The organism is Streptomyces prasinopilosus, from assembly GCF_001419695.1.
GTDB lineage: Bacteria > Actinomycetota > Actinomycetes > Streptomycetales > Streptomycetaceae > Streptomyces > Streptomyces prasinopilosus.
On the sequence record NZ_LIRG01000043.1, the window covers coordinates 21,547 to 45,640 of the forward strand.

The 24,094-nt window shown below is 71.9% G+C and carries 22 protein-coding genes and 1 pseudogene; 11 read left to right on the top strand and 12 right to left on the bottom strand.

Annotated elements, in window-relative coordinates; translation table 11 throughout:
• Positions 1-5: 5 nt before the first annotated feature.
• Entirely contained in the window at positions 6-1,571 is a 1,566-nt protein-coding gene (locus AOK18_RS02790) for an NDP-hexose 2,3-dehydratase family protein (RefSeq protein ID WP_240503029.1), read from the bottom strand.
• A 2-nt stretch (positions 1,572-1,573) separates the two neighbouring features.
• On the bottom strand, positions 1,574-2,029 hold the full coding sequence (locus AOK18_RS02795) for a nuclear transport factor 2 family protein (protein ID WP_055693229.1): 456 nt from the start codon (positions 2,027-2,029) through the stop codon (positions 1,574-1,576).
• 228 nt (positions 2,030-2,257) lie between these two features.
• On the opposite strand from AOK18_RS02795, the gene AOK18_RS02800 reads away from it, so the two are divergent.
• The 6 genes from AOK18_RS02800 (at position 2,258) to AOK18_RS02825 (ending at position 7,719) form a co-directional block, all read left to right on the top strand.
• Complete coding sequence (locus tag AOK18_RS02800; RefSeq protein WP_055571850.1) at positions 2,258-2,512, top strand: acyl carrier protein; 255 nt, start codon at positions 2,258-2,260, stop codon at positions 2,510-2,512.
• Positions 2,509-3,372 carry an SDR family NAD(P)-dependent oxidoreductase gene (locus AOK18_RS02805; protein ID WP_206281493.1) on the top strand — a complete coding sequence of 288 codons (864 nt, stop codon included), beginning with the start codon at positions 2,509-2,511 and terminating at the stop codon, positions 3,370-3,372. Before AOK18_RS02800 ends, AOK18_RS02805 begins: the two co-directional genes overlap by 4 nt.
• A gap of 73 nt (positions 3,373-3,445) precedes the next feature.
• Positions 3,446-4,273, top strand: a complete 828-nt coding sequence (locus AOK18_RS02810; protein WP_055693213.1) for a VOC family protein — start codon at positions 3,446-3,448, stop codon at positions 4,271-4,273.
• A 53-nt stretch (positions 4,274-4,326) separates the two neighbouring features.
• Positions 4,327-5,538 carry a cytochrome P450 gene (locus tag AOK18_RS02815; protein WP_157865005.1) on the top strand — a complete coding sequence of 404 codons (1,212 nt, stop codon included), beginning with the start codon at positions 4,327-4,329 and terminating at the stop codon, positions 5,536-5,538.
• Positions 5,539-5,765: 227 nt separating this feature from the next.
• A complete protein-coding gene (locus AOK18_RS02820) occupies positions 5,766-6,584 on the top strand; it encodes an AfsR/SARP family transcriptional regulator (RefSeq protein WP_055571847.1) in 819 nt (272 codons plus the stop codon).
• 22 nt (positions 6,585-6,606) lie between these two features.
• Positions 6,607-7,719, top strand: a complete 1,113-nt coding sequence (locus AOK18_RS02825) for a DegT/DnrJ/EryC1/StrS family aminotransferase (protein WP_055693215.1) — start codon at positions 6,607-6,609, stop codon at positions 7,717-7,719.
• 2 nt (positions 7,720-7,721) lie between these two features.
• Here AOK18_RS02825 and AOK18_RS02830 read toward each other — a convergent pair whose 3' ends face one another.
• The 3 genes from AOK18_RS02830 to dnmZ form a co-directional block, all read right to left on the bottom strand.
• Positions 7,722-8,645, bottom strand: a complete 924-nt coding sequence (locus AOK18_RS02830) for an NAD-dependent epimerase/dehydratase family protein (protein ID WP_055693216.1) — start codon at positions 8,643-8,645, stop codon at positions 7,722-7,724.
• 7 nt (positions 8,646-8,652) lie between these two features.
• The gene (locus tag AOK18_RS02835; protein WP_055571844.1) at positions 8,653-9,279 is read right to left on the bottom strand and encodes a dTDP-4-dehydrorhamnose 3,5-epimerase family protein; all 627 of its coding nucleotides are present in this window, start codon (positions 9,277-9,279) and stop codon (positions 8,653-8,655) included.
• A 61-nt stretch (positions 9,280-9,340) separates the two neighbouring features.
• Positions 9,341-10,561 carry an amino sugar nitrososynthase DnmZ gene (gene dnmZ / locus AOK18_RS02840; RefSeq protein WP_055693217.1) on the bottom strand — a complete coding sequence of 407 codons (1,221 nt, stop codon included), beginning with the start codon at positions 10,559-10,561 and terminating at the stop codon, positions 9,341-9,343.
• 165 nt (positions 10,562-10,726) lie between these two features.
• Between dnmZ and AOK18_RS02845 the strand changes: the two genes are divergently transcribed.
• The gene (locus tag AOK18_RS02845; RefSeq protein ID WP_055571867.1) at positions 10,727-11,506 is read left to right on the top strand and encodes a cyclase family protein; all 780 of its coding nucleotides are present in this window, start codon (positions 10,727-10,729) and stop codon (positions 11,504-11,506) included.
• Between the two features lie 62 nt (positions 11,507-11,568).
• Positions 11,569-12,798, top strand: coding sequence for a class I SAM-dependent methyltransferase (locus AOK18_RS02850; protein ID WP_055693218.1), 1,230 nt, complete (start codon positions 11,569-11,571; stop codon positions 12,796-12,798).
• Here AOK18_RS02850 and AOK18_RS02855 read toward each other — a convergent pair.
• From AOK18_RS02855 to drrA, 3 genes are all read right to left on the bottom strand, one after another.
• Positions 12,743-14,362, bottom strand: a complete 1,620-nt coding sequence (locus AOK18_RS02855) for an FAD-binding oxidoreductase (protein WP_240503030.1) — start codon at positions 14,360-14,362, stop codon at positions 12,743-12,745. The genes AOK18_RS02850 and AOK18_RS02855 overlap by 56 nt on opposite strands.
• A 123-nt stretch (positions 14,363-14,485) precedes the next feature.
• Complete coding sequence (drrB, locus tag AOK18_RS02860; protein WP_055693219.1) at positions 14,486-15,337, bottom strand: daunorubicin/doxorubicin ABC transporter permease DrrB; 852 nt, start codon at positions 15,335-15,337, stop codon at positions 14,486-14,488.
• A complete protein-coding gene (drrA, locus tag AOK18_RS02865; protein WP_055571840.1) occupies positions 15,334-16,326 on the bottom strand; it encodes a daunorubicin/doxorubicin transporter ATP-binding protein DrrA in 993 nt (330 codons plus the stop codon). Before drrA ends, drrB begins: the two co-directional genes overlap by 4 nt.
• Before the next feature lie 231 nt (positions 16,327-16,557).
• Here drrA and rdmE point away from each other — a divergent pair, with 231 nt between their 5' ends.
• The gene (rdmE, locus tag AOK18_RS02870; protein ID WP_240503031.1) at positions 16,558-18,168 is read left to right on the top strand and encodes an aklavinone 12-hydroxylase RdmE; all 1,611 of its coding nucleotides are present in this window, start codon (positions 16,558-16,560) and stop codon (positions 18,166-18,168) included.
• Here rdmE and AOK18_RS02875 read toward each other — a convergent pair.
• Complete coding sequence (locus AOK18_RS02875; RefSeq protein WP_055571839.1) at positions 18,146-19,165, bottom strand: helix-turn-helix transcriptional regulator; 1,020 nt, start codon at positions 19,163-19,165, stop codon at positions 18,146-18,148. The genes rdmE and AOK18_RS02875 overlap by 23 nt on opposite strands.
• Before the next feature lie 322 nt (positions 19,166-19,487).
• Here AOK18_RS02875 and AOK18_RS02880 point away from each other — a divergent pair, with 322 nt between their 5' ends.
• On the top strand, positions 19,488-20,186 hold the full coding sequence (locus AOK18_RS02880) for a response regulator transcription factor (protein WP_079104818.1): 699 nt from the start codon (positions 19,488-19,490) through the stop codon (positions 20,184-20,186).
• Here AOK18_RS02880 and AOK18_RS32365 read toward each other — a convergent pair.
• Together AOK18_RS32365 and AOK18_RS02895 are read right to left on the bottom strand one after the other, a co-directional pair.
• A pseudogene (locus tag AOK18_RS32365) lies at positions 20,102-20,815 on the bottom strand (NAD-dependent epimerase/dehydratase family protein); the annotation flags it as partial. The gene AOK18_RS02880 and the pseudogene AOK18_RS32365 overlap by 85 nt on opposite strands.
• Positions 20,816-21,094: 279 nt before the next feature.
• The gene (locus AOK18_RS02895; RefSeq protein ID WP_055693222.1) at positions 21,095-21,919 is read right to left on the bottom strand and encodes a rhomboid family intramembrane serine protease; all 825 of its coding nucleotides are present in this window, start codon (positions 21,917-21,919) and stop codon (positions 21,095-21,097) included.
• A 152-nt stretch (positions 21,920-22,071) separates the two neighbouring features.
• Between AOK18_RS02895 and AOK18_RS02900 the strand changes: the two genes are divergently transcribed.
• Positions 22,072-22,482 (top strand): hypothetical protein, encoded by a 411-nt coding sequence (locus tag AOK18_RS02900; RefSeq protein WP_055693223.1) that lies wholly within the window; start codon positions 22,072-22,074, stop codon positions 22,480-22,482.
• A gap of 12 nt (positions 22,483-22,494) precedes the next feature.
• Here the strand turns inward: AOK18_RS02900 and AOK18_RS02905 are convergent, their stop codons facing one another.
• Complete coding sequence (locus AOK18_RS02905; protein ID WP_055693224.1) at positions 22,495-23,940, bottom strand: FAD-dependent oxidoreductase; 1,446 nt, start codon at positions 23,938-23,940, stop codon at positions 22,495-22,497.
• Between the last annotated feature and the right edge of the window lie 154 nt (positions 23,941-24,094).

A 24,094-nucleotide genomic window follows, 5' to 3' on the forward strand; every position in this document is an offset into this window, starting at 1 on the left:
GGAACTCACCTCCGGGGCGGGGCGGACGGCACGGCCGAGCGGGTGGCGGGCGAGCCCGTGGACAGGCTGTGCAGACAGGCGACCAGGGTGCGGGCCTGGACGTTGACGTAGTGGGAGTGACGCAGCAGCCCGACCAGTTGGTGGAGCGTCAGCCAGCGGTAGTCGCCGCCGTCCGGGATGTCGCGGTCGGCCTCGACGATCATGTAGGTGTTCACCGCGTGGTGGAAGCGGCCCCCCTCCTCCGCGAGGGCGGTCGCGTAGCGCACGCGCTCGGGCGGAGCCTCCAGCACGGCGTCGAGGAAGCGGGGCCTGGCCTCGGCGGGCAGGGCGTGCAGACTGCCCGGGGTGCACTGCACGGTGGGCGCGATCTCCACGACGTCGACATAGCCGGGCTCCACGCGCGCGTGCGCCAGAACGTGGAGGACCCCGTCGATCCGCCGGACCAGGAAGGCCGCGACCCCCTGGTCCCTGGGCTCGATCATCGGCTGGCTCCAGCCGGGCACCTCCCGTGAGGCGGCCGTCACGTCGACGGCCATCACCTCCAGGAAGCGGCCGCTCTCATGGGCGATCGCGCCGTCCCGCTCGTACCAGTGCGGCAGGGCGTTCAACGCGGCCGGGCGGGTCACCACGTCGGTGCGGCTGCGCAGGTCGGAGATCCAGCTGACGATGTCCACGGTGCTGTGCAGGCTGCCCTCGGTCGCCGCGCACGACCGCACGAGGGAGTGGTGGAAACCGGCGTCCACCCGGCTCTCGCCGCCGTCGGGGCGGGCAGGGGCCACCGGGTGGCCGCCCCCGGGGCCGTCGGCTCCGGCCGGTTCCGCGTCGGCCAGCGGGTGCGCTCCCTCGCTCGCGAACGGCAGGCAGGCCAGCACCGTCCTCGCGTCCATGTTCACGAGGTTCTCGACCCCCAGCAGCCGGTGCAGCTGGCCCAGCGTCAGCCAGTGGAAGTCCTCGTGCAGCGGGACCTCGCCGAACACCTGGACGATCATGTTGCGGTTGCGCTTGCGGTAGAACCAGGAGCCCTGTTCGGACTGGAGCACGTCGGCAACCACCTGCCGTCCGGCGGTGTCGCGGAAGTGCTCCAGGTACGGGACGGCCTTGCCGCCGTGCACCCGCGTGTAGTTGCTGCGGGTGGCCTGGACCGTCGGGGAGAGCTGGAGCCCGCCCGGGTTGCCGGGCTCGAACTTGGCCTGGACGAGGCAGTGGAGGACCCCGTGGCGCTCCTTCACCAGGAAGCCGAGGATGCCCACCTCGGGCTGGTTCACGATCGGCTGGGACCAGCGCGGCACGGGGGCGCCCGGGATGTGCACGTCCAGTCCCTCGATGCTGAAGAACCTCCCGGTGTGGTGGGAGACGGCCCCGGTGACCGGGTGGCGGTCCCACCCCTTGAGGGCGTCCAGTGGAATCCGTTCGGTGCGGTGCACCACCCGCGCCGAACGGTCGGCGTACCACGCCCAGAAACGGTCCATGCCACCGCCCAGGCCGTCCCGGGCGAGGACGGACCGGGCGATCTGGGCGGTCATCGCGGCGCCGCTGTGCCGGCGCACCGAGAGGGCCGGGAGGGCACGCACGGTCAGTCCAGCCCGTCCCGGGTGACGGTGCGGTGCTTGACGCGCCACTCGCCCGCCTCCCGCACCAGGACGTCCGTGCACACCGTGCTGCGGCGCAGCACCGGGTCGCCGTCGCGCGGCGTCTCCAGCACCACCGCGTAACTGCGGGCCGTGGCCTCGTCGGGCTTTCCGCCGACGGTCAGCATGCCGATCCAGTGCCGTCGGGTGACCCCTTCGGCGGCGAACCGGTCCGTGGTCCGCCGCGCGGCCCGTGCGATGTCCGTGACCCCGCGGACCGCCTCGCCCCCCACCTCGAAGACGCCGTCGCGGGTGAACGTGCGCGCCCAGTCCTCGGCCCTGCCGTCGTCCAGGAGCTGCATCTGCCGGGCGTAGAACCGCTGTATCTGGAGGTAGGTGCCGGGGTCCGCCGAATCCGCCGACTCGGTCGTCGGCACGTCGTCCGCCGCAAGCGCGTCCATGGTCATCCCTCGAGTCGTGTGATGGCCTCAGGTGGCCCGGTCCCGGTCCGGCCGCGTGCGCCCGCAGGCCGGCGCCGTGCCCAACCTGTTCCGCGTGTCTCGAGGCGGGGCGGACAACCGCCGGTCCACCGCCGCTCCAGTACGACTGGACCCGCGGAACCGAGGGTGGTCGCCGCGGTCCCGGACGGGCCGTACACGTCGTGCAGCAACCGGTACGGAGGAGCAGGGATGGCTGAGCTCAGCCTGGCGGAACTGCGGGAGATCATGCGGCAGAGCCTGGGGGAGGACGAGGTCCCCGACCTCGCGGACGCGGACGCCGTGACCTTCGAGGACCTCGGGCTCGACTCCCTGGCCGTCCTGGAAACGGTCAACCACATCGAGCGGACCTATGGGGTGAAGCTGCCCGAGGAGGAACTGGCGGAGATCAGGACGCCGCACGGCATGCTGGCTTTCGTCAACGAGAGGCTGCGGGCGGCGGCATGACGGCCTCCACTGCGCACCACGGGACACCGCGCGGCGGCCTGCCGGGCCGGACGGTGCTCGTCACCGGGGCCACGTCCGGCATCGGCCGAGCGGCGGCCCTCGCGCTCGCCCGCCAGGGGGCTCACCTCGTGCTCGTCGGCCGGGATCCCGAGCGTCTGCGGGCCGTCACGAACGAGGTGTCCCGGACCGCGGGCCCGGCCCCGGACGCCTTCCGCGCGGACTTCACCGAGCTGCGCCAGGTGCGCGACCTGGGAGAGCGGCTGCGGGACCGGTACCCGCGCATCGACGTCATGGCCAGCAACGCCGGCGGCATGTTCTGGTCGCGCACCACGACCCCGGACGGGTTCGAGGCCACCCTCCAGGTCAACCACCTCGCGGGCTTCCTGCTGGCACGGCTGCTGCGGGAGCGGCTCGCGGGCGGGAGGCTGATCCTCACCTCGTCCGACGCGTACACCCAGGGCCGGATCGACCCGGACGACCTCAACGGCGACCGTCACCGCTACAGCGCGGGCCAGGCGTACGGCACGTCCAAACAGGCCAACATCATGACCGCGGCGGAGGCCGCCAGGCGCTGGCCGGAGGTGCTGGCGGTCAGCTACCACCCCGGCCAGGTCCGCACCCGCATCGGACGGGGCACGGTCGCCTCGTCCTACTTCCGGTTCAACCCCTTCCTGCGCTCCTCGGCGAAGGGCGCCGACACCCTCGTGTGGCTGGCGACCGCACCGGCCGGGGAGCTGACCACGGGCGGCTACTACAGCGACCGGCGGCTGTCCCCGGTGAGCGGCCCGACCGCCGACGCCGGCCTCGCGGCGAAGCTCTGGGAGGCCGGCGCGGCCGCCGTCGGCGACACCGCGCACTGACCGCCGCGCCCGCATGTCCGTCTCATCCGCGAGCGCAGACGCTCGTGTGCCGATCCATCGAAAGGAACGACTCGTGACCAGGTTCGCGCCCGGCGCCCCCGCATGGTTCGACCTCGGTTCGCCCGACGTCGCCGCCTCGGCCGACTTCTACACCGGCCTGTTCGGCTGGACCGCCACTGTGGTCAGTGACCCGGGCGCCGGGGGGTACACGACGTTCAGCTCCGACGGGAAGCTGGTCGCCGCGGTCGCCCGCCACCAGATCGACACCCCCTACCACCGGCCGTACGGGCCCGGGAACGACCAGCACGGCATGCCGGCCATCTGGACCGTGTACTTCGCCACCGACGACGCCGACGCGCTGACCAAGCGGGTCGAGACGGCGGGCGGCGAGGTCATCATGACCCCGATGGATGTCCTCGGCCTCGGCCGGATGGCGGTCTTCTCCGACCCCGCCGGGGCCGCGTTCGCGGTCTGGCGCAAGGGATTCATGGAGGGCGCGGAGGTGACCGGTGTGCCCGGCTCGGTCGGCTGGGTCGAGTTGGTGACCGACGGCCCCGGGGCCGCCCGGGACTTCTACCCGGCGACTCTCGGACTGGCTCCGGTCGACACCGGCCTGGAGGGCGTGACCGACCCGGTCTGGTACATCGCAGACACACCTGTCGCCGGTACCCGGACGCTGGGCGTCACCGGCGCGGTACGGCCGCACTGGGCCGTGCTGTTCGCCGTGCGCGACTGCGACGCGACGGCCCGGCGCGCCGTGGAACTCGGCGGCTCCGTCGAGAACGAGCCCGCCGACACGCCCAGGGGGCGGCGGGCGGACCTGCTCGACCCGCACGGGGCCGGCTTCTCGGTGGTCGAACTGCGGGAGGGGTACCCCGCGGCGGCGGGCGGTGCCGCGTGAGCGGCGGGGCGCCCCGGGTGGCCGTCGACCCGTTCGCGTGTCCCGTGATGACCATGCAGCGCAAGCCCGAGGTGCACGACGTCTTCCGGGAGGCGGGCCCGGTCGTCGAGGTGAACGCCCCCGCGGGCGGACCCGCCTGGGTCGTCACCGACGACGCCCTCGCCCGCGAGGTGCTGGCGGATCCCCGGTTCGTGAAGGACCCCGACCTCGCTCCCGCGGCCTGGCAGGGGGTGGACGACGGTCTTGACAGCCCCGTTCCGGAGCTGCGTCCGTTCACGCTCATCGCGGTGGACGGCGAGGCCCACCGGCGCCTGCGCCGCATCCACGCGCCCGCGTTCAACCCGCGCCGGCTGGCCGAGCGGACGGACCGCATCGCCGCCGTCGCCGACCGGCTGCTCACCGAACTCGCCGACGCCTCCGACCGGTCGGGCGAACCGGCCGAGCTGATCGGCGGCTTCGCGTACCACTTCCCGCTGCTGGTCATCTGCGAGCTGCTCGGCGTGCCGGTGACCGATCCGGCGATGGCACGTGAGGCCGTCAGCGTCCTCAAGGCACTCGGCCTCGGCAGCCCGCAGAGCGGCGAGGGGGGCGGCGCGGACCCCGCCGGGGGCGTGCCGGACACCTCGGCCCTGGAGAGCCTGCTCCTCGAAGCCGTGCGCTCGGCCCGGCGGAACGACACCCGGACCATGACCCGCGTGCTGTACGAGCGCGCGCAGGCCGAGTTCGGCTCGGTCTCCGACGACCAGCTCGTCTACATGATCACCGGGCTCATCTTCGCGGGGCACGACACCACCGGCTCCTTCCTCGGCTTCCTGCTCGCGGAGGTCCTGGCGGGCCGCCTCGCGGCGGACGCCGATGACGACGCCGTCTCCCGGTTCGTGGAGGAGGCGTTGCGCTACCACCCGCCGGTGCCCTACACGTTGTGGCGGTTCACGGCCACGGAGGTGGTCCTCGGCGGCGTCCGGCTGCCCCGCGGAGCGCCGGTGCTGGTGGACATCGAGGGCACCAACACCGACGGCCGCCATCACGACGACCCGCACGCCTTCCACCCCGACCGCCCCTCGTGGCGGCGGCTCACCTTCGGTGACGGGCCGCACTACTGCATCGGGGAGCAGCTGGCCCAGCTGGAGTCGCGCACGATGATCGGCGTACTGCGCAGCAAATTCCCCGAGGCCCGACTGGCCGTTCCGTACGACGAACTGCGGTGGAGCCGGAAGGGGGCCCAGACGGCGCGGCTCACCGAACTGCCCGCCCGGCTGCGCTGATCCGCGTGCCGTGCGCCCGGTGCGGACACCCCGGTCGGCGGACCCCTGTGACTTTCTCACATCAGGACGTGCTGAATTAACCCTGATAGGTGTCGAACACACTTTCACAGCGGGCGTTCACTTGCGAGGATGGACCGAACAAACGGGGCCGCCCAAGGACATCCTTCGGCCGCCGGAAACATGCCACCTGCTGACGCGATCCGAACGCCACAGAGGGAGCACCGGCAATGCAGATCAATATGTTGGGCCCGCTCGTCGCACACCACAACGGCACGTCGGTGACCCCGATAGCCAGAAAACCCCGGCAAGTGTTCTCCCTGCTCGCCCTCCAGACAGGAACCGTCGTGCCGGTGCCCGCGCTGATGGAGGAACTCTGGGGGACCCAGCCCCCGGCGAGCGCGCTGACCACCCTTCAGACCTACATCCTCCAGGTGCGCCGGGGCATCACCGTGGCCCTCGGCGCGAGCCACAACGGGCCCGCCAAGGATGTGCTGCGCACCTGCTACGGCGGCTACCTGTTCGACGTGGACCCCACCCACACCGATGTGCACGCCTTCGAGCGTCTCGCCGAGGAGGGCAAGCGGGCGTGCGAGCGCGGAGAGCTCGACCTGGCGTCCGCACGCTTCCGCCAGGCCCTCGACCTGTGGCGCGGGGACGCGCTTGTGGACGTGCACGCCGGCCTGCGGATCGGCATGGAGGTGGCACGCCTGGAGGAGAGCCGGCTCGGTGTCCTGGAGGCCCGCGTGGAGACCGACCTCAGGCTGGGCCGGCACGCGAGCCTGCTGCCCGAGTTGTCAGCGCTCACCGCCCGCCACCCCATGCACGAGAACCTGTGGGCCCAGTTCATGATCGCCCTCCACCGCTCGGGCCGCACGAGCCAGGCCCTCGAAACCTTCATCAAACTCCGCAAGACACTGGTGAACGAGCTGGGGGTGGAACCGTCCGCCCGTCTCCAGCACCTCCAGTACGCGATCCTGCGGGCCGATCCCGGCATCGACCGGAACGGTCCGGAAGTCCCGGCAGCCGCCTCCGTCGCGCTCGCCTGACCGCGCCCCGACAAGGAGTCCCGTGTCCACCCACGTCTGGCAATACCTCGATGAATACCGGGAAGAACGCGCCGACATTCTCGATGCGGTGGAAACCGTATTCGAGTCCGGCCGGCTCATTCTCGGAAGCAGCGTCCGCTCTTTCGAGGAGGAGTTCGCCGCCTATCACGGGCTGCCGCACTGCACCGGCGTCGACAACGGCACCAACGCGCTGGTCCTCGGCCTGCGGGCACTCGGCATCGGTCCGGGGGACGAGGTCGTGACGGTCTCCAACACCGCGGCCCCCACCGTGGTCGCCATCGACGCCGTAGGCGCCACCCCCGTCTTCGTCGACGTGCGGGAGGACGACCACCTCATGGACACCGACCGGCTCCGGTCGGTGATCGGCCCGCGCACCCGTTGCCTGCTGCCGGTCCACCTCTACGGACAGAGCGTGGACATGGCCCCGGTGCTCCGGCTCGCCGCCGAGCACGACCTGAAGGTACTGGAGGACTGCGCTCAGGCCCACGGCGCCCGCCGCCACGGACGGCTGGTGGGCACCCAGGGCCATGCGGCGGCCTTCTCCTTCTACCCGACCAAGGTCCTCGGCGCCTACGGCGACGGCGGCGCCGTCGTGACGCCGGACGCGGAGGTCGACCGGCGCCTGCGGCGGTTGCGCTACTACGGCATGGAGGAGCGCTACTACGTCGTGGAGACCCCCGGGCACAACAGCAGGCTCGACGAGGTGCAGGCCGAGATCCTGCGCCGGAAACTGCGCCGCCTCGACGCCTACGTCGAGGGCCGCCGGACCGTCGCCCGCCGCTACGAGGAGGGACTCGGCGACCTCGACGGCCTGGTGCTGCCCACGACCGCCGAGGGCAACGACCACGTCCACTACGTGTATGTGGCGCGCCACCCCGAACGGGACCGCATCCTGGAGGCGCTCACCGCCTACGACATTCATCTGAACATCAGCTACCCGTGGCCGGTCCACACCATGAGCGGATTCGCCCACCTCGGCTACGGCCCCGGCGACCTGCCGGTGACCGAGCGGCTGGCCGGCCAGATCTTCTCCCTGCCGATGTACCCCTCGCTGCGCGCCGACGTGCAGGAGAAGGTGATCGACGCGGTCCGGGAGGTCGTCACGGGCCTGTGACCTCAGCCCGGGGTGCCGTGCGCGGTCCGCCACATGCTGTGGACGGAGTCCCTCAGACCGATGCGCGGCGCCCAGGGCAGCAGCCGCCGGGCTCGCCCGATGTCCAGCCGGGTCCAGTCGCCGCCCTTGCTCCGGACCGGCGCGGCCCGGCGGTCGACCCGGTCCTCCGGAAAGGCGGCGGCCTCCAGCAGCCAGTCGACCAGGTCACCGATCGGCACGGCGTCGCCGCGCCCGATGTTGACGACCAGCCCGCCGACCTCCGGAGCCCGCCCGGCCCGCACCACCGCCTGCGCGACGTCCCGCACGTCGACGAAGTCCCGCCGGGCGTCGGCGACGCTCAACTCCAGCCGTCCGCCGTGCGCGAGGGCGGCCTTGACCCGCGCCATCAGGGCGGCCAGGAAACTCTCCTGCGGCGGGTGCGGGCCCGACATGTTCGCCGCGCGCAGCACCACCGCGTCCAGCACACCGGCCCGCGCGGCGGTCAGGACGGCCGACGAGGTCTCCAGTTTGATGCGCGCGTACGGCGTGACCGGCTCCGGCACCAGGTCCTCGCGCAGCAGCGTGCCGGCCGGGACGGGACCGTACTCGTGCACCGAACCCAGATGGACCAGCCGGGGCCGGTACGGGAGCAGTGCGAGGGCCTTCACCAGATGCCGCACCAGCCGCAGGTGCGAGTACGTCATCTCCTCCTCGGTGTCGCCCCAGCCGCCCGCCGCGTTGACCACGACGTCCGCCGGGGGATCGCCCAGCACCGCGGCGATCCGCCCGGGCGCGGCGGCCGCGAGATCCAGCCCGGTGAACCCGCACCCGTTCAGATGCGGTGCCGGGTGACGGGCCACGCCGTGCACGTCCCACCCCTGCGCCGCGTACGCCGCACAGACCTGCCGGCCGACGCTGCCCGTCGCCCCCAGCACCACGACCCGCATGCCCGCCTCACCCCTCCCCACGTGTCCCCGCCGGCGGCCACAGCTCCGACTCGACCGCCCGGCACGCGGCGTACTCCGGAAGGGTCCCGGCGGCCCGGGCCCGCCCCAGGGTCGGTGCCGCCCGGTCCCGGCCGGACAGCAGGGGCTCCAGGTCGCCCGGCACGGGCAGCCCGAGCGCCGGGTCCAGCACGGACACGGCGAGTTCGTTCGCCTGCACGTACTCCCCGGACAGCATGTACGACATGACGGTGTCGTCCTCCAGGGCCACGAAGGCGTGTCCCACTCCGACCGGGAAGTACACCGCCCGGAACTCCCGGGTGTCCAGCTCGACGGCGTCCCACTGGCCGTACGTCGGGGAGCCGACCCGCACGTCGACGACCATGTCCAGCGACCTGCCGCGGGCGCAGTACACGTACTTGGCCGAGCCCGGCGGTGTCACGGTGTAGTGCACGCCCCGCACCACCCCACGCCGCGACCGGCTGTGATTCGTCTGCCGCACCGGGAAGAGCCGGTGGCCGACCGCTGCCGTGAACGCATCCTCCCGGAACGGCGAGACGAACAGCCCCCGCTCGTCCGGGAACACCTCCGGCTCGAACGTGAACGCCCCTCGCACCGTCAGTTCCCGTACCTTCATCGACGTCCTCCGACTCCAGGGATCCCGGTCCCGTGCTGCCCGGTACTGATCGGCCCGGTGCTCACCGGCCGAGTGCCACTTCGCTCAGGTAGTCGACGCCGTCCGTGAAGTTGTAGGGGTGCATGAACCCGCCCGCCCGGACATCGCGGTACAGGCGTGCCAGGGGATGGGAGTTGCTGTAGCCGACCCCGCCCACGAGCGTCAGACAGTCGTCCACCACATCCACGGCGTGCCGGTTGACCAGCAGCTTGGCGTACTGGAAGGGCGTCATCATCGCGCGGCCCCGGGCGGCGAGGTCGCCGCTGAGGTCGTCGGCGAGCCGGTCGGCGGTGGTCAGCGCGCTCGCCACCGCGGTGTGCAGCGCGAACAGCCGGGCGTCGATCCCGGCCATCGTGGTCCGCACCCCGGCCGGCGGCGCGCCGCCGCGCCTGCGCAGTTCCGCGACGGCGATCCCACGGGCGGCCCCGGCGATGCCGACGTAGATACCCAGCATGGCGATCGAGCTGACCGTCTGCCCGGCGAGCGCCGCGTCGTCGCGGACGCCCGGCTCGCCGCGCGGCAGGACCCGGTCGCGGTCCACGGGACAGCCGTCGAAGACGATGTCCACGCTGCCCGAGGACCGCATCCCCATGCCGTCCCAGTTGTCCAGCACGGTCAGGCCCGGGCTCGTGCGCGCGACCACCGGCGCGGCCAGCCGGACGGGGGCGCCCGCCTCCTCCAGCCGGGCCGACACCACGTAGTGGGTGGCGATCCCGGCCATGCTGACCAGTGTCTTGCGGCCGTCCAGCCGGTAGGATCCGTCCGCGGCGCGGGTGAGCACGGTGGTGCCGCGCACGTCCTTCACCGCTCCGCAGATCACGGCCTCGCCCGCCCCCATCTGCCGGAGCAGGTCCTCGGCGAACGGCCGTGTCGACGGCGCCCCGTGCCGCCGCTCGAAGTCCAGGGTCAGGCCCCGGCTGAACTGCATGTGCAGGGCAAGTGCCACGCCCGCGTCCCGGCCGGCGATCCGGGCCAGGGCCAGCGCGACGTCGTGCAGCGAGTGGACGCCGAGCCCCCCGAGGTCCTCCGGGACGGTGGCGCCCAGCGCTCCCTCCTTGCGCATTCGGTCGAACAGGCTGACGGGCAGAGTGGCCTCGCGGTCGTTCTCCCGGCTCTCCGCCTCCAGGGTCGGCAGATACCGCTCCAAGAGGTCGAGCAGCCGTCGCCCGGCCGGAGTCTTGGGTTCGCACAGACCGTTGTCGGCCAGGACACCGGAGTGTTCGTGCACAGACGCCTCTGTCATGGCTCCTCGTAAGGATGGGAGACAACTCCTGAGGAGCAGGCTGCCGACCGCCGTTCGAGAGTCACTGGAGCGGAGGTTCCGGGAACGTGGTCCACCGGCGTTCCGCCGCCGCTCTAGGGCTCACCGGTGTGCTGGGGTGGCCCGAGAGGAGCGGAGGCGATGAGCATGCGGATCATCGACATCTCCAGCGCGGTGGACGCGTCGGGATGGGAACCGGACGAAGTGCGGCACGAGGTGCTCAGCCCTCGGGACGGCGCCGTCCACATGAGTGAGGAGATGCGGCGTCACTTCGGCGTGGAGTTCGACCCCGACGAATTGCCCGACGGTGAGTTCCTGTCGCTCGACAGGCTCACGCTCACGTCCCACACCGGCACGCACATAGACGCTCCCTCCCACTACGGCTCGCGGGCGCACTACGGCGACGGCAGGCCGCGGAACATCGACGAGCTGCCGCTCGACTGGTTCTACGGCCCGGGGCTGCTGCTCGACCTCACCGGTTGCGAGGGGCCGACGGCCGGCGCCGGGGACCTGGAGAAGGAACTGGCCCGCATCGGCCGGGTGCCGGAGCCGGGCACCATCGTGCTGCTCCGCACCGGTGCCTTCGAGAGGGTGGGGACGGAGCGGTACTTCACCGACTTCACCGGTCTGGACGGTCCCGCCGTGAACCTGCTGCTCGACCACGGTGTGCGGGTCATCGGCACCGACGCGTTCAGCCTGGACGCGCCGTTCGGCGCCGTCATCCGCCGGTACCGGGAGACGGGTGACCGGTCGGTGCTCTGGCCGGCGCACGTCACCGGCCGGCAGCGGGAGTACTGCCAGATCGAGCGACTGGGGAACCTGGCCGCGCTGCCGGGGTGCGACGGCTTCCACGTCGCCTGCTTCCCGGTGAAGATCGCCGGCGCGGGCGCCGGCTGGGCCCGCGCGGTCGCCTTCGTCGACGAATGAGTGTCCCGGAACGTTCCCGGCGGTGGCCCCGGCCCGGCGGCCACCCAGCATCGAGAGGGATCATGGAGCCGAACGAATCGACATGTCGTATCTGCGGTGGTCGAGTACGGGAGTTCTTCGACTTCGGCCGCCAGCCGCTGTCCGACCACTTCCCGTCGGAGGACGAGCTCGACGACGAGTTCTTCTTCCGGCTCGCGGTCGGGATGTGCGCCACGTGCACCATGGTCCAGCTGCTGGAGGAGGTGCCCCGGGACCGCATGTTCCGCTACGACTACCCGTACCACTCGTCGGGGTCCGAGCGGATGCGCGAGCACTTCGCGGCCACCGCCCGCCGGCTGATCGACACCGAGCTGACCGGGCAGGACCCGTTCTGCGTGGAGATCGGCAGCAACGACGGGGTGATGCTCCGCACGGTGCGCGACGCCGGTGTCCGGCACCTGGGCGTGGAGCCCTCCGGGGGTGTCGCGGACGTGTCCCGGGCCGAGGGCGTCCAGGTGCGGACCGCGTTCTTCGAGGAGTCCACGGCCCGGGAGATCGCCGAGCAGCACGGGCCCGCGAACGTCGTCTACGCGGCCAACACCATCTGTCACATCCCCTACCTGGACTCCGTCTTCCGCGGCGTCGACGCCCTGCTCACTCCGGACGGCGTCTTCGTCTTCGAGGATCCCTACCTCGGCGACATCATCGAGAAGAACACCTTCGACCAGATCTACGACGAGCACTTCTACCTGTTCACGGCCCGTTCGGTGAGCACCACCGCCCAACGCTTCGGGTTCGAACTGGTCGACGTCGAACGGCTCCCGGTACACGGCGGCGAGGTCCGCTACACCATCGCCCGCGCGGGCAGGCGGCAGCCGAGCCCCCGGGTCGGCGAGCTCATCGCCGAGGAGAACCGGCGCGGGCTCGCCGACCTGACGACGCTGGAGAAGTTCGGCGCCCAGGTCAAGCGGGTCTGCTGGGACCTGGTGGCCCGGCTGCGCGAGTTGCGTGACCTCGGCTTCTACATCGTCGGGTACGGGGCGACCGCCAAGAGCGCCACGGTGCTCAACTACGCGGGGATCGGCCCTGATCTGCTGCCGTGCGTCTACGACACCACGCCGGCCAAGATCGGCCGCCGGCTCCCCGGATCGCACATCCCCATCCGCTCCGCGGAGGAGTTCCGAGCCCCCTACCCCGACTACGCGCTGCTCTTCGCCTGGAACCATCTGGAAGAAGTCCAGGCGCGAGAGGCGGAGTTCACGAAGCAGGGCGGCCGCTGGATCCTCTACGTCCCGGAGTTCCGGATCGGCTGATCCCGGGGGCGTCGTCCCCGGGCAGCCGGACGGAGAGGGCGTGCCGGAAGACGTCGTCCGGATCCCAGCGTTCCTTGGCCCGCTGGAGCAGGGCGTAGTTCTCCCGGAAGTACAGACGGTGCCAGGGCACGCCGCTGCGGTTGAGGTCCGGCTCGGCCAGGTCGGCGTCGGCGTAGTTCACGAAGGCACCCCCGTAGCCGCGATCGGGGTCGGGCACTCCGCCGGCGTCGCCGAAGAACTCCTCGTAGGACGCCCGGACCCAGTCCAGGTGGAGGGCGTCCTCTGCCTCGTCGAACCAGAACACCGACCAGTAGGTCTTGAGCACCGCGTCCCGGTGGGCCATGGCCGTGTCCGCCGGGCCGGGCCGGTTCACCTCACCGCCGTGCGAGAGCAGGTAGACCGTCGCGGCGGGGTTGTGGTAGTCGGACGTGTCGGTGAGCCGCCGGTACACCAGCCGGGCCTGCCGTTCGTCCCACCCGGTGCGCAGGAAGGCCGCCTTGGACTTGAACCGGCCCTTGACCCCGGCGAACTCGTCCGGGACGAGTGTCGCCGCGAGCCACGGCAGCGTGGTCGCCGAGACCTCCGGGCGGGCGCCGACGTTCCTCGACACCTCCGCGATGAACCGGTCGGTGAGCTCCTGCGCGTCGGGCCGCATGGCGTCGACGGCCGTCTCCAGCGTCAGGGGCCCGCCGCCGGTCCGGGGCAGGGCGAGACTGTTGTCGAGCCGGGTGCCCGGGTCGTCGGGGGCCGCGTGCCGCTCGTGCCAGGTGCCGAAGTTCCCCACGAGCGTGAGGAAGGCGGCCTCGTCGATGCTCTGCCAGTCCCAGCGCACCGTCTTGCGTAACACCGAGGCCGGTGGCGCGGGCAGCAGCCGGCCCGGGTCCGCGGGCCGGGAGCCCGCGTCCGCGCCGGGGGAGCGGAACAGGTAGCGCGTGACCAGACCGAAGCCGCCCGCGCCCCCACCGGTGTGGGCCCACCACAGGTCACGGTGCGGATCCGACGGCTCCCGGGTGGCCCGCACCAGCCGTGCCCGCCCGCCTGAGTCCACCACCACGACCTCGACCCCGTGAAGATGGTCGACCGACAGCCCGTACCTGCGGGACAGAGCTCCGCCCCCGCCGCCCGCCACATGACCGCCGACCCCGACCTCGGGGCAGCGTCCGGCCGGGACGGTCACGCCCCACCCGAGGTACAGGCTCCGGTACATGGTTCCGAGGGTGGCCCCCGAGTCGACGGAGAACGCGTCCAGTTCCTCGTCGTAGTACACCGACCGCATCTCGGACACGTCGATCACCGTGGTGACGGCGGGGTCGTCCACGAGCGACTCGAAGCAGTGCCCTCCGCTGCGCACCGCCAGCCGGGTGCCGTCGCGCACGCTGTCCTGCACCGCCCGTACGGCCTGCTCCGCGGTGGCCACCACCCGGATGGTGTCGGGGTCGGGGGCGAAACGGGCGTTGATGCCGCGGCCGACCAGATCGGGGTAGCGGGGATCGTGCCGGCCGACGACGGAGGCCGGCCGTGTTCGTGTGTGCGCCGCTGAGGGAGTCTGCGGGAACCGGACCACGGGAGGCGCCCCTTCCAGGTGTCGGTGAAATCTCCGGGACATGTCTCCGGGGACAGTAGGTGTGCCGCTCACACTCCCTCAACAACGCTCCAGCGCGGTGCGAGCGGCACTCCGGCACCCGTGTCAGTGGGCGTTCTTGTTGCGGTACAGACGCATGGTCAGCGGTGCGAAGACGGCCACCAGACCGGCGGAGACGCACAGGACCAGGCCCACGTCCCAGAAGCCGGCGGTACCGTGCATGAGCTCGCGGGAGGCCGTCGCCGCGTGGCTCATCGGGTTGGCGTCGACGACGGCCTGCATCCAGCCCGGCATCGTCTCCGGCATGACGAAGATGTTGCTCATGAACAGCAGCGGATACAGCACGATCATGCTGGTCCCCGAGACCCGCTCGGGCTCGCTGGCCACCACGCCCAGGGCGGCGAAGATCCAGCTGACGCTGAACCCGAAGACGATGAGCACCAGGACCGCGGCCAGTACGCCGAGGAAGCCGCCGTCGGGCCGGAAGCCCAGCAGCAGGCCGAGGGACACCGTGGTCGCCAGGGCGACGACGTAGCGGAGCACGTCACCGAGGAGACTGCCCGCCAGCGTCGCCGGCTGCCAGAAGGGGAGCGTCCGGAAACGGTCGAAGATGCCCTTGTGGATGTCCGTGTTGAGCGAGGTGCCGGTGTAGACCGTCATCATGACGACCGCCTGCACCGTCACGCCCGGAAGGTAGAACTGCAGGTATTCCTCGGTGGAGTCCGCGAACGCCCCGCCGAACAGGTATGTGAACATCAGCAGGAAGATCAGCGGCATCAGGACGATGTCGATCAGTTGCACCGGGAAGTGCTTGAACGCCATCATCGCCCGCCACAGATGGGTCAGCGTGGCGGACACCGCCGTCGCGCGGGCCGGGCGTTCACCCGCGGACAGCACCGTCCGCAGCCGGCCGCCCGCAGCGGTCGTGGAATCCACGGTGTCGGGGGATGTGGTCATGCCGCCCTCTCCTCTTCCGCCGTTTCCTCGGCGTGCCGGTCCTCGGCCGGATGGCCGGTCAGGGCCAGGAACACCTCGTCGAGACTGGACTGGCCGAGGGAGAAGCTGCGTACCTCCAGCGGCGTACGCGACAACTCGGCCAGGGCCCGCATGGCCTGCCGGGGGTCGTCGATCCGTGCGGTCAGCGCCGCCGGGTCGGAGTCGCGGTGGACCGTGACGCCCAGTTCCGCGCTCAGCAGCCGTTCCGCCTCGGCGCGCGACCGGGCGTCGTGCAGGCGCAGCCGCAGGACGTTGGATCCGAGCGAGGACTTCAGCTCCCCGGTGGTGCCCTCCGCGATCATCCGGCCGTGGTCGATGACCGCGACGCGGTCGGCCAGTTGGTCCGCCTCGTCGAGGTACTGCGTGGTCAGCAGCACCGTCGTGCCGGCGTTCACCAGTGCTCGGACGATGTCCCAGACCTGGTTCCGGCTGCGCGGGTCGAGGCCGGTGGTCGGTTCGTCCAGGAAGAGCAGGTCGGGGGTGACGACGATGCTCGCGGCGATGTCGAGCCGCCGCCGCATACCACCGGAGTAGGTCTTCAGGAGCCGGTCGCGGGCGTCACCGAGGCCGAACCCGTCGATCAGTTCGGCGGCGCGCTCCCTGGCCCGGGCCCAGGAGTAGCCCTGGAGCCGGCCCATCATGACGAGATTCTCCGTGCCGGTCAGGCCCTCGTCCACGGAGGCGTACTGACCGGTGACGCTGATCCTGCGGCGGACCGTGTCGGGCTCGTCCGTCACGTCGTGACCGAAGACCCGGGCCGTGCCGCCGTCCGGACGCAGCAACGTCGCCAGCATGCGGATGGTGGTGGACTTGCCGGAGCCGTTCGGTCCCAGGATCCCGTAGACGAGACCGGTCGGGACGCTGAGGTCCAGGCCGTCCACCGCCCTCGTTCCGTTGTAGACCTTGACGAGCCCGGACGTTTCGATGGCCCATGTCGGCTGCGTGTTCACAGAACGCCCCCCGTAGTCACATGGAGCGGACAAAACGTGCACTGTAAATGATTTCGGTCACTCGGCTTCACGTTGAGTACCGTAGCTTCCAATGAGGACACTTCATGGCCGCGATGGCCCGGTTCGCCGAGCCATTTTCCGTGCGGCGCTCCACCGGTCCTCGTGACCCATTCGAGCAGGGCGCCCGACGCTGGGGTGCGGCCGCAGGCGCCGCGAACCCGGGAGGTTGAGGTGGCCTTGACGAAGCCGGATGTCGATGTCCTCGTGGTGGGCGGCGGTCTCGGAGGGCTGTCCACCGCCTTGTTCCTCGCCCGCCGGGGCGTGCGGGTCCTGCTGGTGGAGCGGCACGCCACCACCTCGGTCCTGCCCAAGGCGGCCGGCCAGAACCCGCGCACCATGGAGCTGTTCCGCTTCGGCGGCGTGGCCGACGAGATCCTGGCCACGGACGACATCCGCGGCGCCCAGGGCGACTTCACCATCAAGGTCGTGGAGCGGGTGGGCGGCCGCGTGCTGCACAGCTTCGCGGAGAGCTTCGAGGAGCTGGTCGGGGCGACCGAGCGGTGCACGCCCATGCCCTGGGCGCTCGCCCCCCAGGACAGGGTGGAGCCCGTCCTGGTGGCCCACGCCGCCAAGCACGGCGCGGACATCCGGTTCGCCACCGAACTGGTTTCCTTCCAGGCGGGAGACGACGGTGTCACCGCCCGTCTGCGCGACCTGAACACGGGAGCGGAGAGCACGGTGAGCGCCCGCTACCTGGTGGCCGCCGACGGACCCCGCAGCGCGATCCGGGAGAGCCTGGGCATCACCCGACACGGCCACGGCACCCTGGCCCACTTCATGGGCGTCATCTTCGAGGCCGACCTCACCGCCGTCGTACCGCCCGGCTCCACCGGCTGGTACTACCTGCAACACCCGCTCTTCACCGGTACGTTCGGCCCCACCGACCGGCCCAACCGGCACACCTTCTACGTCCGCTACGACCCCGAACGCGGCGAGACGCCGGACGACTACACACCGCAGCGCTGCACCGAGCTGATCCGGCTGGCCGTCGACGCGCCCGGGCTCGTCCCGGACATCCTCGACATCCAGGCGTGGGACATGGCGGCGTACATCGCCGACCGGTGGCGCGAAGGGCCGGTGCTGTTGGTCGGTGACGCCGCCAAGGTCACCCCGCCCACCGGGGGAATGGGCGGCAACACCGCCATCGGCGACGGGTTCGACGTGGCCTGGAAGCTGGCCGCCGTGCTGCGCGGCGAGGCGGGCGAGCGGCTCCTCGACAGTTACGGAGCGGAGCGGTCGCTGGTGGCCCACCTCGTCGTCGACGAGTCCCTCGCCGTCTACGCCCAGCGCATGGCCCCCCACCTGCTCGGCAGCGTTCCCGAGGAACGCGGTACGGCGCAGGTCGTCCTCGGCTTCCGCTACCGCTCCGACGCCGTGGCCGCCGAGGACGACGACCCCGAGCCGGCCGAGGACCCGCGACGTCCGTCCGGCCGGCCCGGCTTCCGCGCCCCCCACGTCTGGATCGAACAGGACGGGACGCGGCGTTCCACCGTCGAGTTGTTCGGCGACCGATGGGTGCTCCTGGCGGCGCCGGAGGGCGGCCCGTGGGCACGGGCCGCCCTCCGCGCCGCAGGAGAGCTGGACGTGCGCCTCGACGCCCATCTCGTCGGCCGCGATGTCGCCGACCCTTCCGGCGAACTGACGCGGGCCTACGGGATCGGCCGGGCGGGGGCCGTCCTGGTGCGCCCGGACGGCGTGGTCGCCTGGCGCACGGCGGCGGCGCCCGGGCCCGAGGCCCAGGACCTGCTGAGCGCCCTGTTCACCCGGCTGCTGGCCCGCTGACCGGAACCTCCCGTGGCGGCGCCGCCACGGAGGGGCCCGGCCCCGGCGACGCGGCTCGGGCCAGCCGTTCCGACAACTCCCGGATGTAGTCGATCAGTTCAGGCGGCTCGTGCACCTCGAACTCGATGCCGAACATCCCGATGGTGAGCGCCAGCCACTCCAGCGAGTCGGCGGCCGAACGCAGTCGGCACGTCCGGTCGTCGACCGCGGTGAGGATCCCGTCGCGCGGGCGGATCCGCTCCGCCACCACCTCGACCGGCGCGTGCAGGGTGACCAGCGCCCGGTAGCTGGCCAACGAGGACGTGATCGACTGCGCCACGTAGGCCGCCGCGTCCTCGGCCGGCAACTCGCGCTGCTGGAAACGCACCCCCGTCGACAGCAACGATTCCATGCGGTCCACGCGGAAGGTGCGCCAGTCCTGCCGCCCCATGTCCCAGGACAGCACGTACCACTTGCGGTTCACGTGGACCAGACGGTACGGCTCCACCAGGCGGTTGCTCGTCTCCCCGTCGCGCTTGCGGTAGGTGAACCCCAGCCGCTGCCGGTCGCGGCACGCCTGGGCCACCGACACGAGGTGCTCGGGGCTCACGGTCGGGGACACCGTGAACATGGGAACGGTGTACATCTGCAGGGCGTTGACCCGGCTGCGCAGCCGCTTGGGCAGCACCTGCTCCAGCTTGGCCAGCGCGCGGATCGAGGTGTCCTCGATGTCCGCCACGCTTCCCCCCGCGGCCGTCCGCAACCCGACCGCGATGGCGACCGCCTCGTCGTCGTCGAGGAGCAGCGGCGGAAGACTGGCACCGGCCTCCAGCCGGTAGCCCCCGCCGACGCCCGGTATGGCGTGAACCGGGTAGCCCAGATCCCGCAACCGCTCCACGTCCCGGCGCAGCGTCCGCGGACTGATCCCGAGCCGCTCCGCCAGCTTGTGCCCCGGCCAGTCCCGGCTGTTCTGCAGGAGGGACAGCAGACGGAGCATGCGGGACGGCGTCTCAGTCATGTTCCCAGAGTGGCACGAAATGCGGTCACTCCATGGCCGCGATATCGCCATCTTTTCCCTCCGCCCCCACAGTGACCCCGTAGCCACTGCCCGAATCGCCTCTTATAGTCGTACGTGGGCTCGGTTGGTGAGACCGTGCCAGTTTTGCCGGGAGAGGACGGGGGAGTCGATGAGTGGCGCTCGGGCGTGGTCCTCAGGTGCGTACTCGCCTGCACCGTTCATTCCCTGCGGGGTCCGCGGGCGCCCTCGTGAAATCACCCGGTCGGCAGAGCGGGCCGGTCCTTGAGGTCTGGGCGCTGCGTCATTCCCTTTCCGGCTCTGCATGGACTCGGTTAATCGTGGCAGAGCCGTTTTAGTTGAAACTCGCATTACCAAGGATGGGGTTCTGTCGGTAACAATACTGAGGAGATGTGTGACCATACGAGTTGTGGTTGCCGAAGGGCTGGAAATGGTTCGTGCGGGGCTGGTCCTCTTACTGGAACGTGAATCGGACATCAAAGTCGTCGCTTCCACCGGCGTCGGCAGCGAGTTGATCCGGACGGTTCTGGAATACAGCCCCGACGTGGCGGTCATCGATGTCGACCTGCACGAGCAGGAGGGCCTCCTCGCCGCCATGGCGATCCAGGAGCACCTGCCGGACTGCCGCACACTGCTCACCGCGCGATTCGCCCGGCTGGCCACCGTGCGGCAGTCGCTGGCGTCCGGTCTCGGCGGCCTGGTGCTGAAGAGCTCCCGCCCGACCAACCTCGTCGACGCCATACGCAGCGTGCACGAGGGCCGCCGCGTCTTCGACACCGAACTGACGCTCGCGGCCTGGGGCAACACCGGGTGCCCGCTCACGGAACGGGAGATGGAGATTCTCCAACTCGCCGCCGCGGGGGATGACATCAACGAGATCGCCGTCAAGCTGTCGCTCTCCCCCGGGACGGTCCGCAACTACTTGACGACGACCGTCCGGAAGATGGACGCGCGCAACCGGCTCGACGCGGTACGCATCGCCAGCATGTCCGGCTGGATATGAGCTCCGGTCACCGGCGGCGGAGGGCCCGTCGACCCAGGATCCCGTGAGCGGCGCTCACCAGGAGCGGTGATCGCGGCACCAGGCCACGGTCTCGGCGAGCAAGTCCCAGAAAGTCCCGGCGCGGCCGGCACCCGGGCAGCGCGGTGATCTTCCCGTGGTCGACGGCGCAGCGCCGGTCGTGCCCCTTGCGGTCGGCGACGAACTCCACGGAGTCCCGGCCGGCGTCCACCGCGTCCGGCAGCAGAGCCGTCGGCTCCTTGCCGGGAAGCCCGGCGCCATCGCCGATGTCGTAGATCTTCCCCGGGGGAGCCCGCCTCCCCGACCGGTTCCACCGCGTCGACGTGGTCCTCGACGTGCAGTCGGTTCCGCAGGTTGCCGCCGTCACCGTGGAGCGGTACCCGGCCACCGCTCGGCAGGGTCGTCACGAAACGCGGAATGACCTTCTCCGGATGCTGAGGGGTGCCCTCCGCCGCACCGGAGCCGGACGGGTCGGAGGCACGCGTGAGCAGGATCCGGGCGTCGGGGCGCTCCGTGCGGAACTTGTCGACGAGGTCCGCGATGCCGCCGACCACGAAGCCGTCCCCGAGGTACATGACGAAATCCCCCTCACCGAGCCAGTCACGGGCGATCCGGCCTCCCCCCAAGGCCCTCGTGAGTGATCACCTGCCCGGGAACCTCCCGGCGCCCCGGGACGCTCCGTACAGGCCGTCCTTGAGCACCAGGGGCGGCCTGCTCCCGACGGAGTCCGGCCTCGGCGAGCCGGCGGTCAGGACGGCCGGCTCGGCGGGGGTCCGGGACGTCAGCGCCTGCCCCGGACGCGCATCCGGCTCGTCGAGGCCGATGCGGCCCTCGGCCGCCGCGTCGCGCGGGCCGCTCCACCACCACTGCCCGGCCCCTGGCGGGTGGCCCTACCAGGAGCGTCGGGTCTGCCGTCCGAAGAGGACGCCGCCCGGTTCGGGCGGTGGGGGAGTGCCGGGTTTGAGGGGCCAGGCGATCAGCATGCCGGCCACGAAGCCGGCGACGTGGGCCAGGTAGGCCACGGTCCCGGCGCCGGTGACGCCCGCGCCGGAGGAGTACACCGCCTGGAGCACGAACCACAGGCCCAGCACGATCCAGGCCGGCAGCCGCAGCGGCAGGAAGATCAGGAAGGGGACGAGGACCCAGACCCGGGCCCTCGGGTAGAGGACCAGGTAGGCGCCGAGGACGCCGGCGATCGCCCCGGAGGCGCCGATCAGCGGCTCGCCCGAACCGGAGTCCGCGAGGGCGAAGACGTACGCCGCCGCGTACCCGCACACCAGGTAGAACAGCAGGTACCGCACGTGCCCCATCCGGTCCTCGATGTTGTTGCCGAAGATCCACAGGAAGAGCATGTTGCCCAGCAGGTGCAGCCAGCCGCCGTGCAGGAACATCGCCGTGAGCACACTCAGCTCGGGGGACTTGTCGTACGCCGGCGGCGCCACCACGCATCCCGGCCCCTGCGGGCCCACGCCCGTCTCGCCCGTGGGCACCAGACGCGGCATGTGGTGGTGGATCAGCTCCTGCGGCACGGCCGCGTACCGGTCCAGGAACGCCTGGAGGCCGCACAGCTCCGCGAGACCGCCCCCGCCGCCCGTCAGCGAGCCGACGACACCGGGCGTGAGGAACACGAAGACGGCGAAGTTCGCGGCGATCAGCGCATAGGTGACCCAGGGGGTGCGCCGTGCCGGATTCACGTCGTGAACGGGGATGACCACGTTCCCCGTGTGCCCTGGGGGCCGTCCGGTGAACCACCCCGCCCCGCCGGTGGATCCCCGCCCCGCTGAACACCGCCGTCCGGTCCCGCGTATCCCTTCCCGACCGCCCGCGGCGCGGGGAAGGGGCCGCGGGGCCGACGTGAGGACGGGCCATGGACGACCGAGTGACCACTGCGATACAGGCGCTGCCCGACGGAGAGGCGGAACTCACGCTCGTGGTGCGCCTCCCCTGGGAGGACGTCGCCCGGCTCGGCCAGGAGGCGGGACGGCTCGCCTCCCGGATGCGGCGGCCGGTGACGCTGGACGAGGCGGTGGCCCACCGCCTGCGCTCGGCGCGGCCCACCGCCGCGCACGCGAAGCCGGCCGGGGAGCAGCCGCCGGCGGCCGCGGGCACGGCAGGCACCGGTGCGGCCGGTTTCGCCGCCGCCGGCGGCACCGGTGCCTCCGTGTCGCCGCTGCCGCCCCGCCCCGCTACGGAGTACGCACGGCCCCCGGTGGAGCAGGCGCGGCCTCCTGCGGAGCAGGCGCGGCAGGCGATCGAACGGATCAACGGGACCGCGTAGGCGGGGCGGCGGTCAGGACGGGCGCGGCGACGGCCGTCCCGCCGTGGCGCGGATCTTCGTGGTGGCCTTGCGGGCCGCCACCAGGACCGGGTCCCAGACGGGGGAGAACGGCGGGGCGTAGCCCAGGTCCAGCATCGTCATCTGCTCCACCGTCATCCCGGCGGTGAGGGCGACCGCCGCGGTGTCGACGCGTTTGCCCGCGCCCTCCCGGCCGACGATCTGGACCCCGAGCAGGCGGCCCGTGCGGCGTTCGGCGAGCATCTTCACCGTCATGGGGGAGGCGTTCGGGTAGTAGCCCGCGCGGCTGGTCGACTCGATGGTGACCGTCTCGAACCGCAGCCCCGCCCGGTGGGCGTCCTTCTCCCGCAGGCCGGTGCGCGCGATCTCCAGGTCGCAGACCTTGCTGACCGCGGTGCCGACCACGCCCGGGAAGGTGGCGTAGTCGCCGCCGACGTTCGAGCCGATGACCTGGCCGTGCTTGTTGGCGTGCGTGCCGAGCGCGATGTGCCGCTCCTGGCCGGAGACCAGGTCGAGCACCTCCACGCAGTCGCCGCCGGCCCAGATGTTCTCGTAGCCGCGGACCCGCATCGACCGGTCGGTGAGCAGGCCGCCGTGCCGGCCCAGGGGCAGCCCCGCGGCCCGTGCCAGACCCGTCTCCGGTCGCACCCCGATGCCGAGCACCACCACGTCCGCCGGATACTCGGCGTCCGCGGTGGTCACGGCCCGCACCCTGCCGTCGTCCCCGGTGAGCAGCCCGGTGACCTCGGCGTCGTTCACCATGGTGATGCCCAGGCCCTCCATCGCCTCGTGCACCAGGCGCCCCATGTCGGGGTCGAGGGTCGCCATGGGCTCCCGGCCGCGGTTGACGACGGTCACCTCGTAACCGCGTCTGATCAGCGCCTCGGCCATCTCCACACCGATGTACCCCGCGCCCACGACCACCGCGCGGCGGCCGGCCGTGCGCTCCAGCGTGTCGAGCAGGGCCTGGCCGTCGTCCAGGGTCTGCACCCCGTGCACCCCGGGGGCGTCCATGCCGGGCAGCTCCGGGTGGACCGGCCGGGCACCGGTCGCGATCACGAGCTTGTCGTACGACGTCCAGGACTCGGCGCCGGAATCGAGGTCCCGCGCGCGCACCCGCCCCCGGCCGGCGTCGATCTCCGTCACCTCGGTGCGCATCCGCAGGTCGATGCGGCGCGCGCGGTGCTCCTCGGGCGCGCGGGCGATCAGCTCGTCGCGCTCGGTGACGTCCCCGGCCACCCAGTAGGGGATGCCGCAGGCCGAGAAGGACGTGAAGCGCCCGCGTTCGAACGCCACGATCTCCAGCTCGTCCGGCCTCTTCAGCCGGCGCGCCTGCGACGCCGCGGACATCCCCGCGGCGTCGCCGCCGATCACCACCAGGCGTTCCGGCCCCTTCGGGGCGGGACCCGCGCCGCCGCCCGCGTCCGTACCCGTGCTCATCCCTGTCCTCGTGCTCGTGGTCATACGCCCACGCTACGGGGACGGGTCACTTCGTATCCGGCCCCGGGGCCTCCTCGGGGGCTCCGTCCGGAGTGCGGGCCGTCGTCCCCGCGGACGCGGGCCGCGCCGCGGGGACGGACGGGGAGGCGGGAAC

Excerpts from the sequence above, each read along its gene's own strand:
- AOK18_RS02795 (WP_055693229.1), bottom strand. The coding sequence starts at position 2,029 with ATGGACGCGCTTGCGGCGGACGACGTGCCGACGACCGAGTCGGCGGAT.
- AOK18_RS02800 (WP_055571850.1), top strand. The coding sequence starts at position 2,258 with ATGGCTGAGCTCAGCCTGGCGGAACTGCGGGAGATCATGCGGCAGAGC.
- AOK18_RS02805 (WP_206281493.1), top strand. The coding sequence starts at position 2,509 with ATGACGGCCTCCACTGCGCACCACGGGACACCGCGCGGCGGCCTGCCG.
- AOK18_RS02815 (WP_157865005.1), top strand. The coding sequence starts at position 4,327 with ATGCAGCGCAAGCCCGAGGTGCACGACGTCTTCCGGGAGGCGGGCCCG.
- AOK18_RS02820 (WP_055571847.1), top strand. The coding sequence starts at position 5,766 with ATGCAGATCAATATGTTGGGCCCGCTCGTCGCACACCACAACGGCACG.
- AOK18_RS02830 (WP_055693216.1), bottom strand. The coding sequence starts at position 8,645 with ATGCGGGTCGTGGTGCTGGGGGCGACGGGCAGCGTCGGCCGGCAGGTC.
- AOK18_RS02835 (WP_055571844.1), bottom strand. The coding sequence starts at position 9,279 with ATGAAGGTACGGGAACTGACGGTGCGAGGGGCGTTCACGTTCGAGCCG.
- dnmZ (WP_055693217.1), bottom strand. The coding sequence starts at position 10,561 with ATGACAGAGGCGTCTGTGCACGAACACTCCGGTGTCCTGGCCGACAAC.
- AOK18_RS02845 (WP_055571867.1), top strand. The coding sequence starts at position 10,727 with ATGCGGATCATCGACATCTCCAGCGCGGTGGACGCGTCGGGATGGGAA.
- AOK18_RS02850 (WP_055693218.1), top strand. The coding sequence starts at position 11,569 with ATGGAGCCGAACGAATCGACATGTCGTATCTGCGGTGGTCGAGTACGG.
- drrB (WP_055693219.1), bottom strand. The coding sequence starts at position 15,337 with ATGACCACATCCCCCGACACCGTGGATTCCACGACCGCTGCGGGCGGC.
- AOK18_RS02875 (WP_055571839.1), bottom strand. The coding sequence starts at position 19,165 with ATGACTGAGACGCCGTCCCGCATGCTCCGTCTGCTGTCCCTCCTGCAG.
- AOK18_RS02880 (WP_079104818.1), top strand. The coding sequence starts at position 19,488 with ATGGACTCGGTTAATCGTGGCAGAGCCGTTTTAGTTGAAACTCGCATT.
- AOK18_RS02900 (WP_055693223.1), top strand. The coding sequence starts at position 22,072 with ATGGACGACCGAGTGACCACTGCGATACAGGCGCTGCCCGACGGAGAG.
- AOK18_RS02905 (WP_055693224.1), bottom strand. The coding sequence starts at position 23,940 with ATGAGCACGGGTACGGACGCGGGCGGCGGCGCGGGTCCCGCCCCGAAG.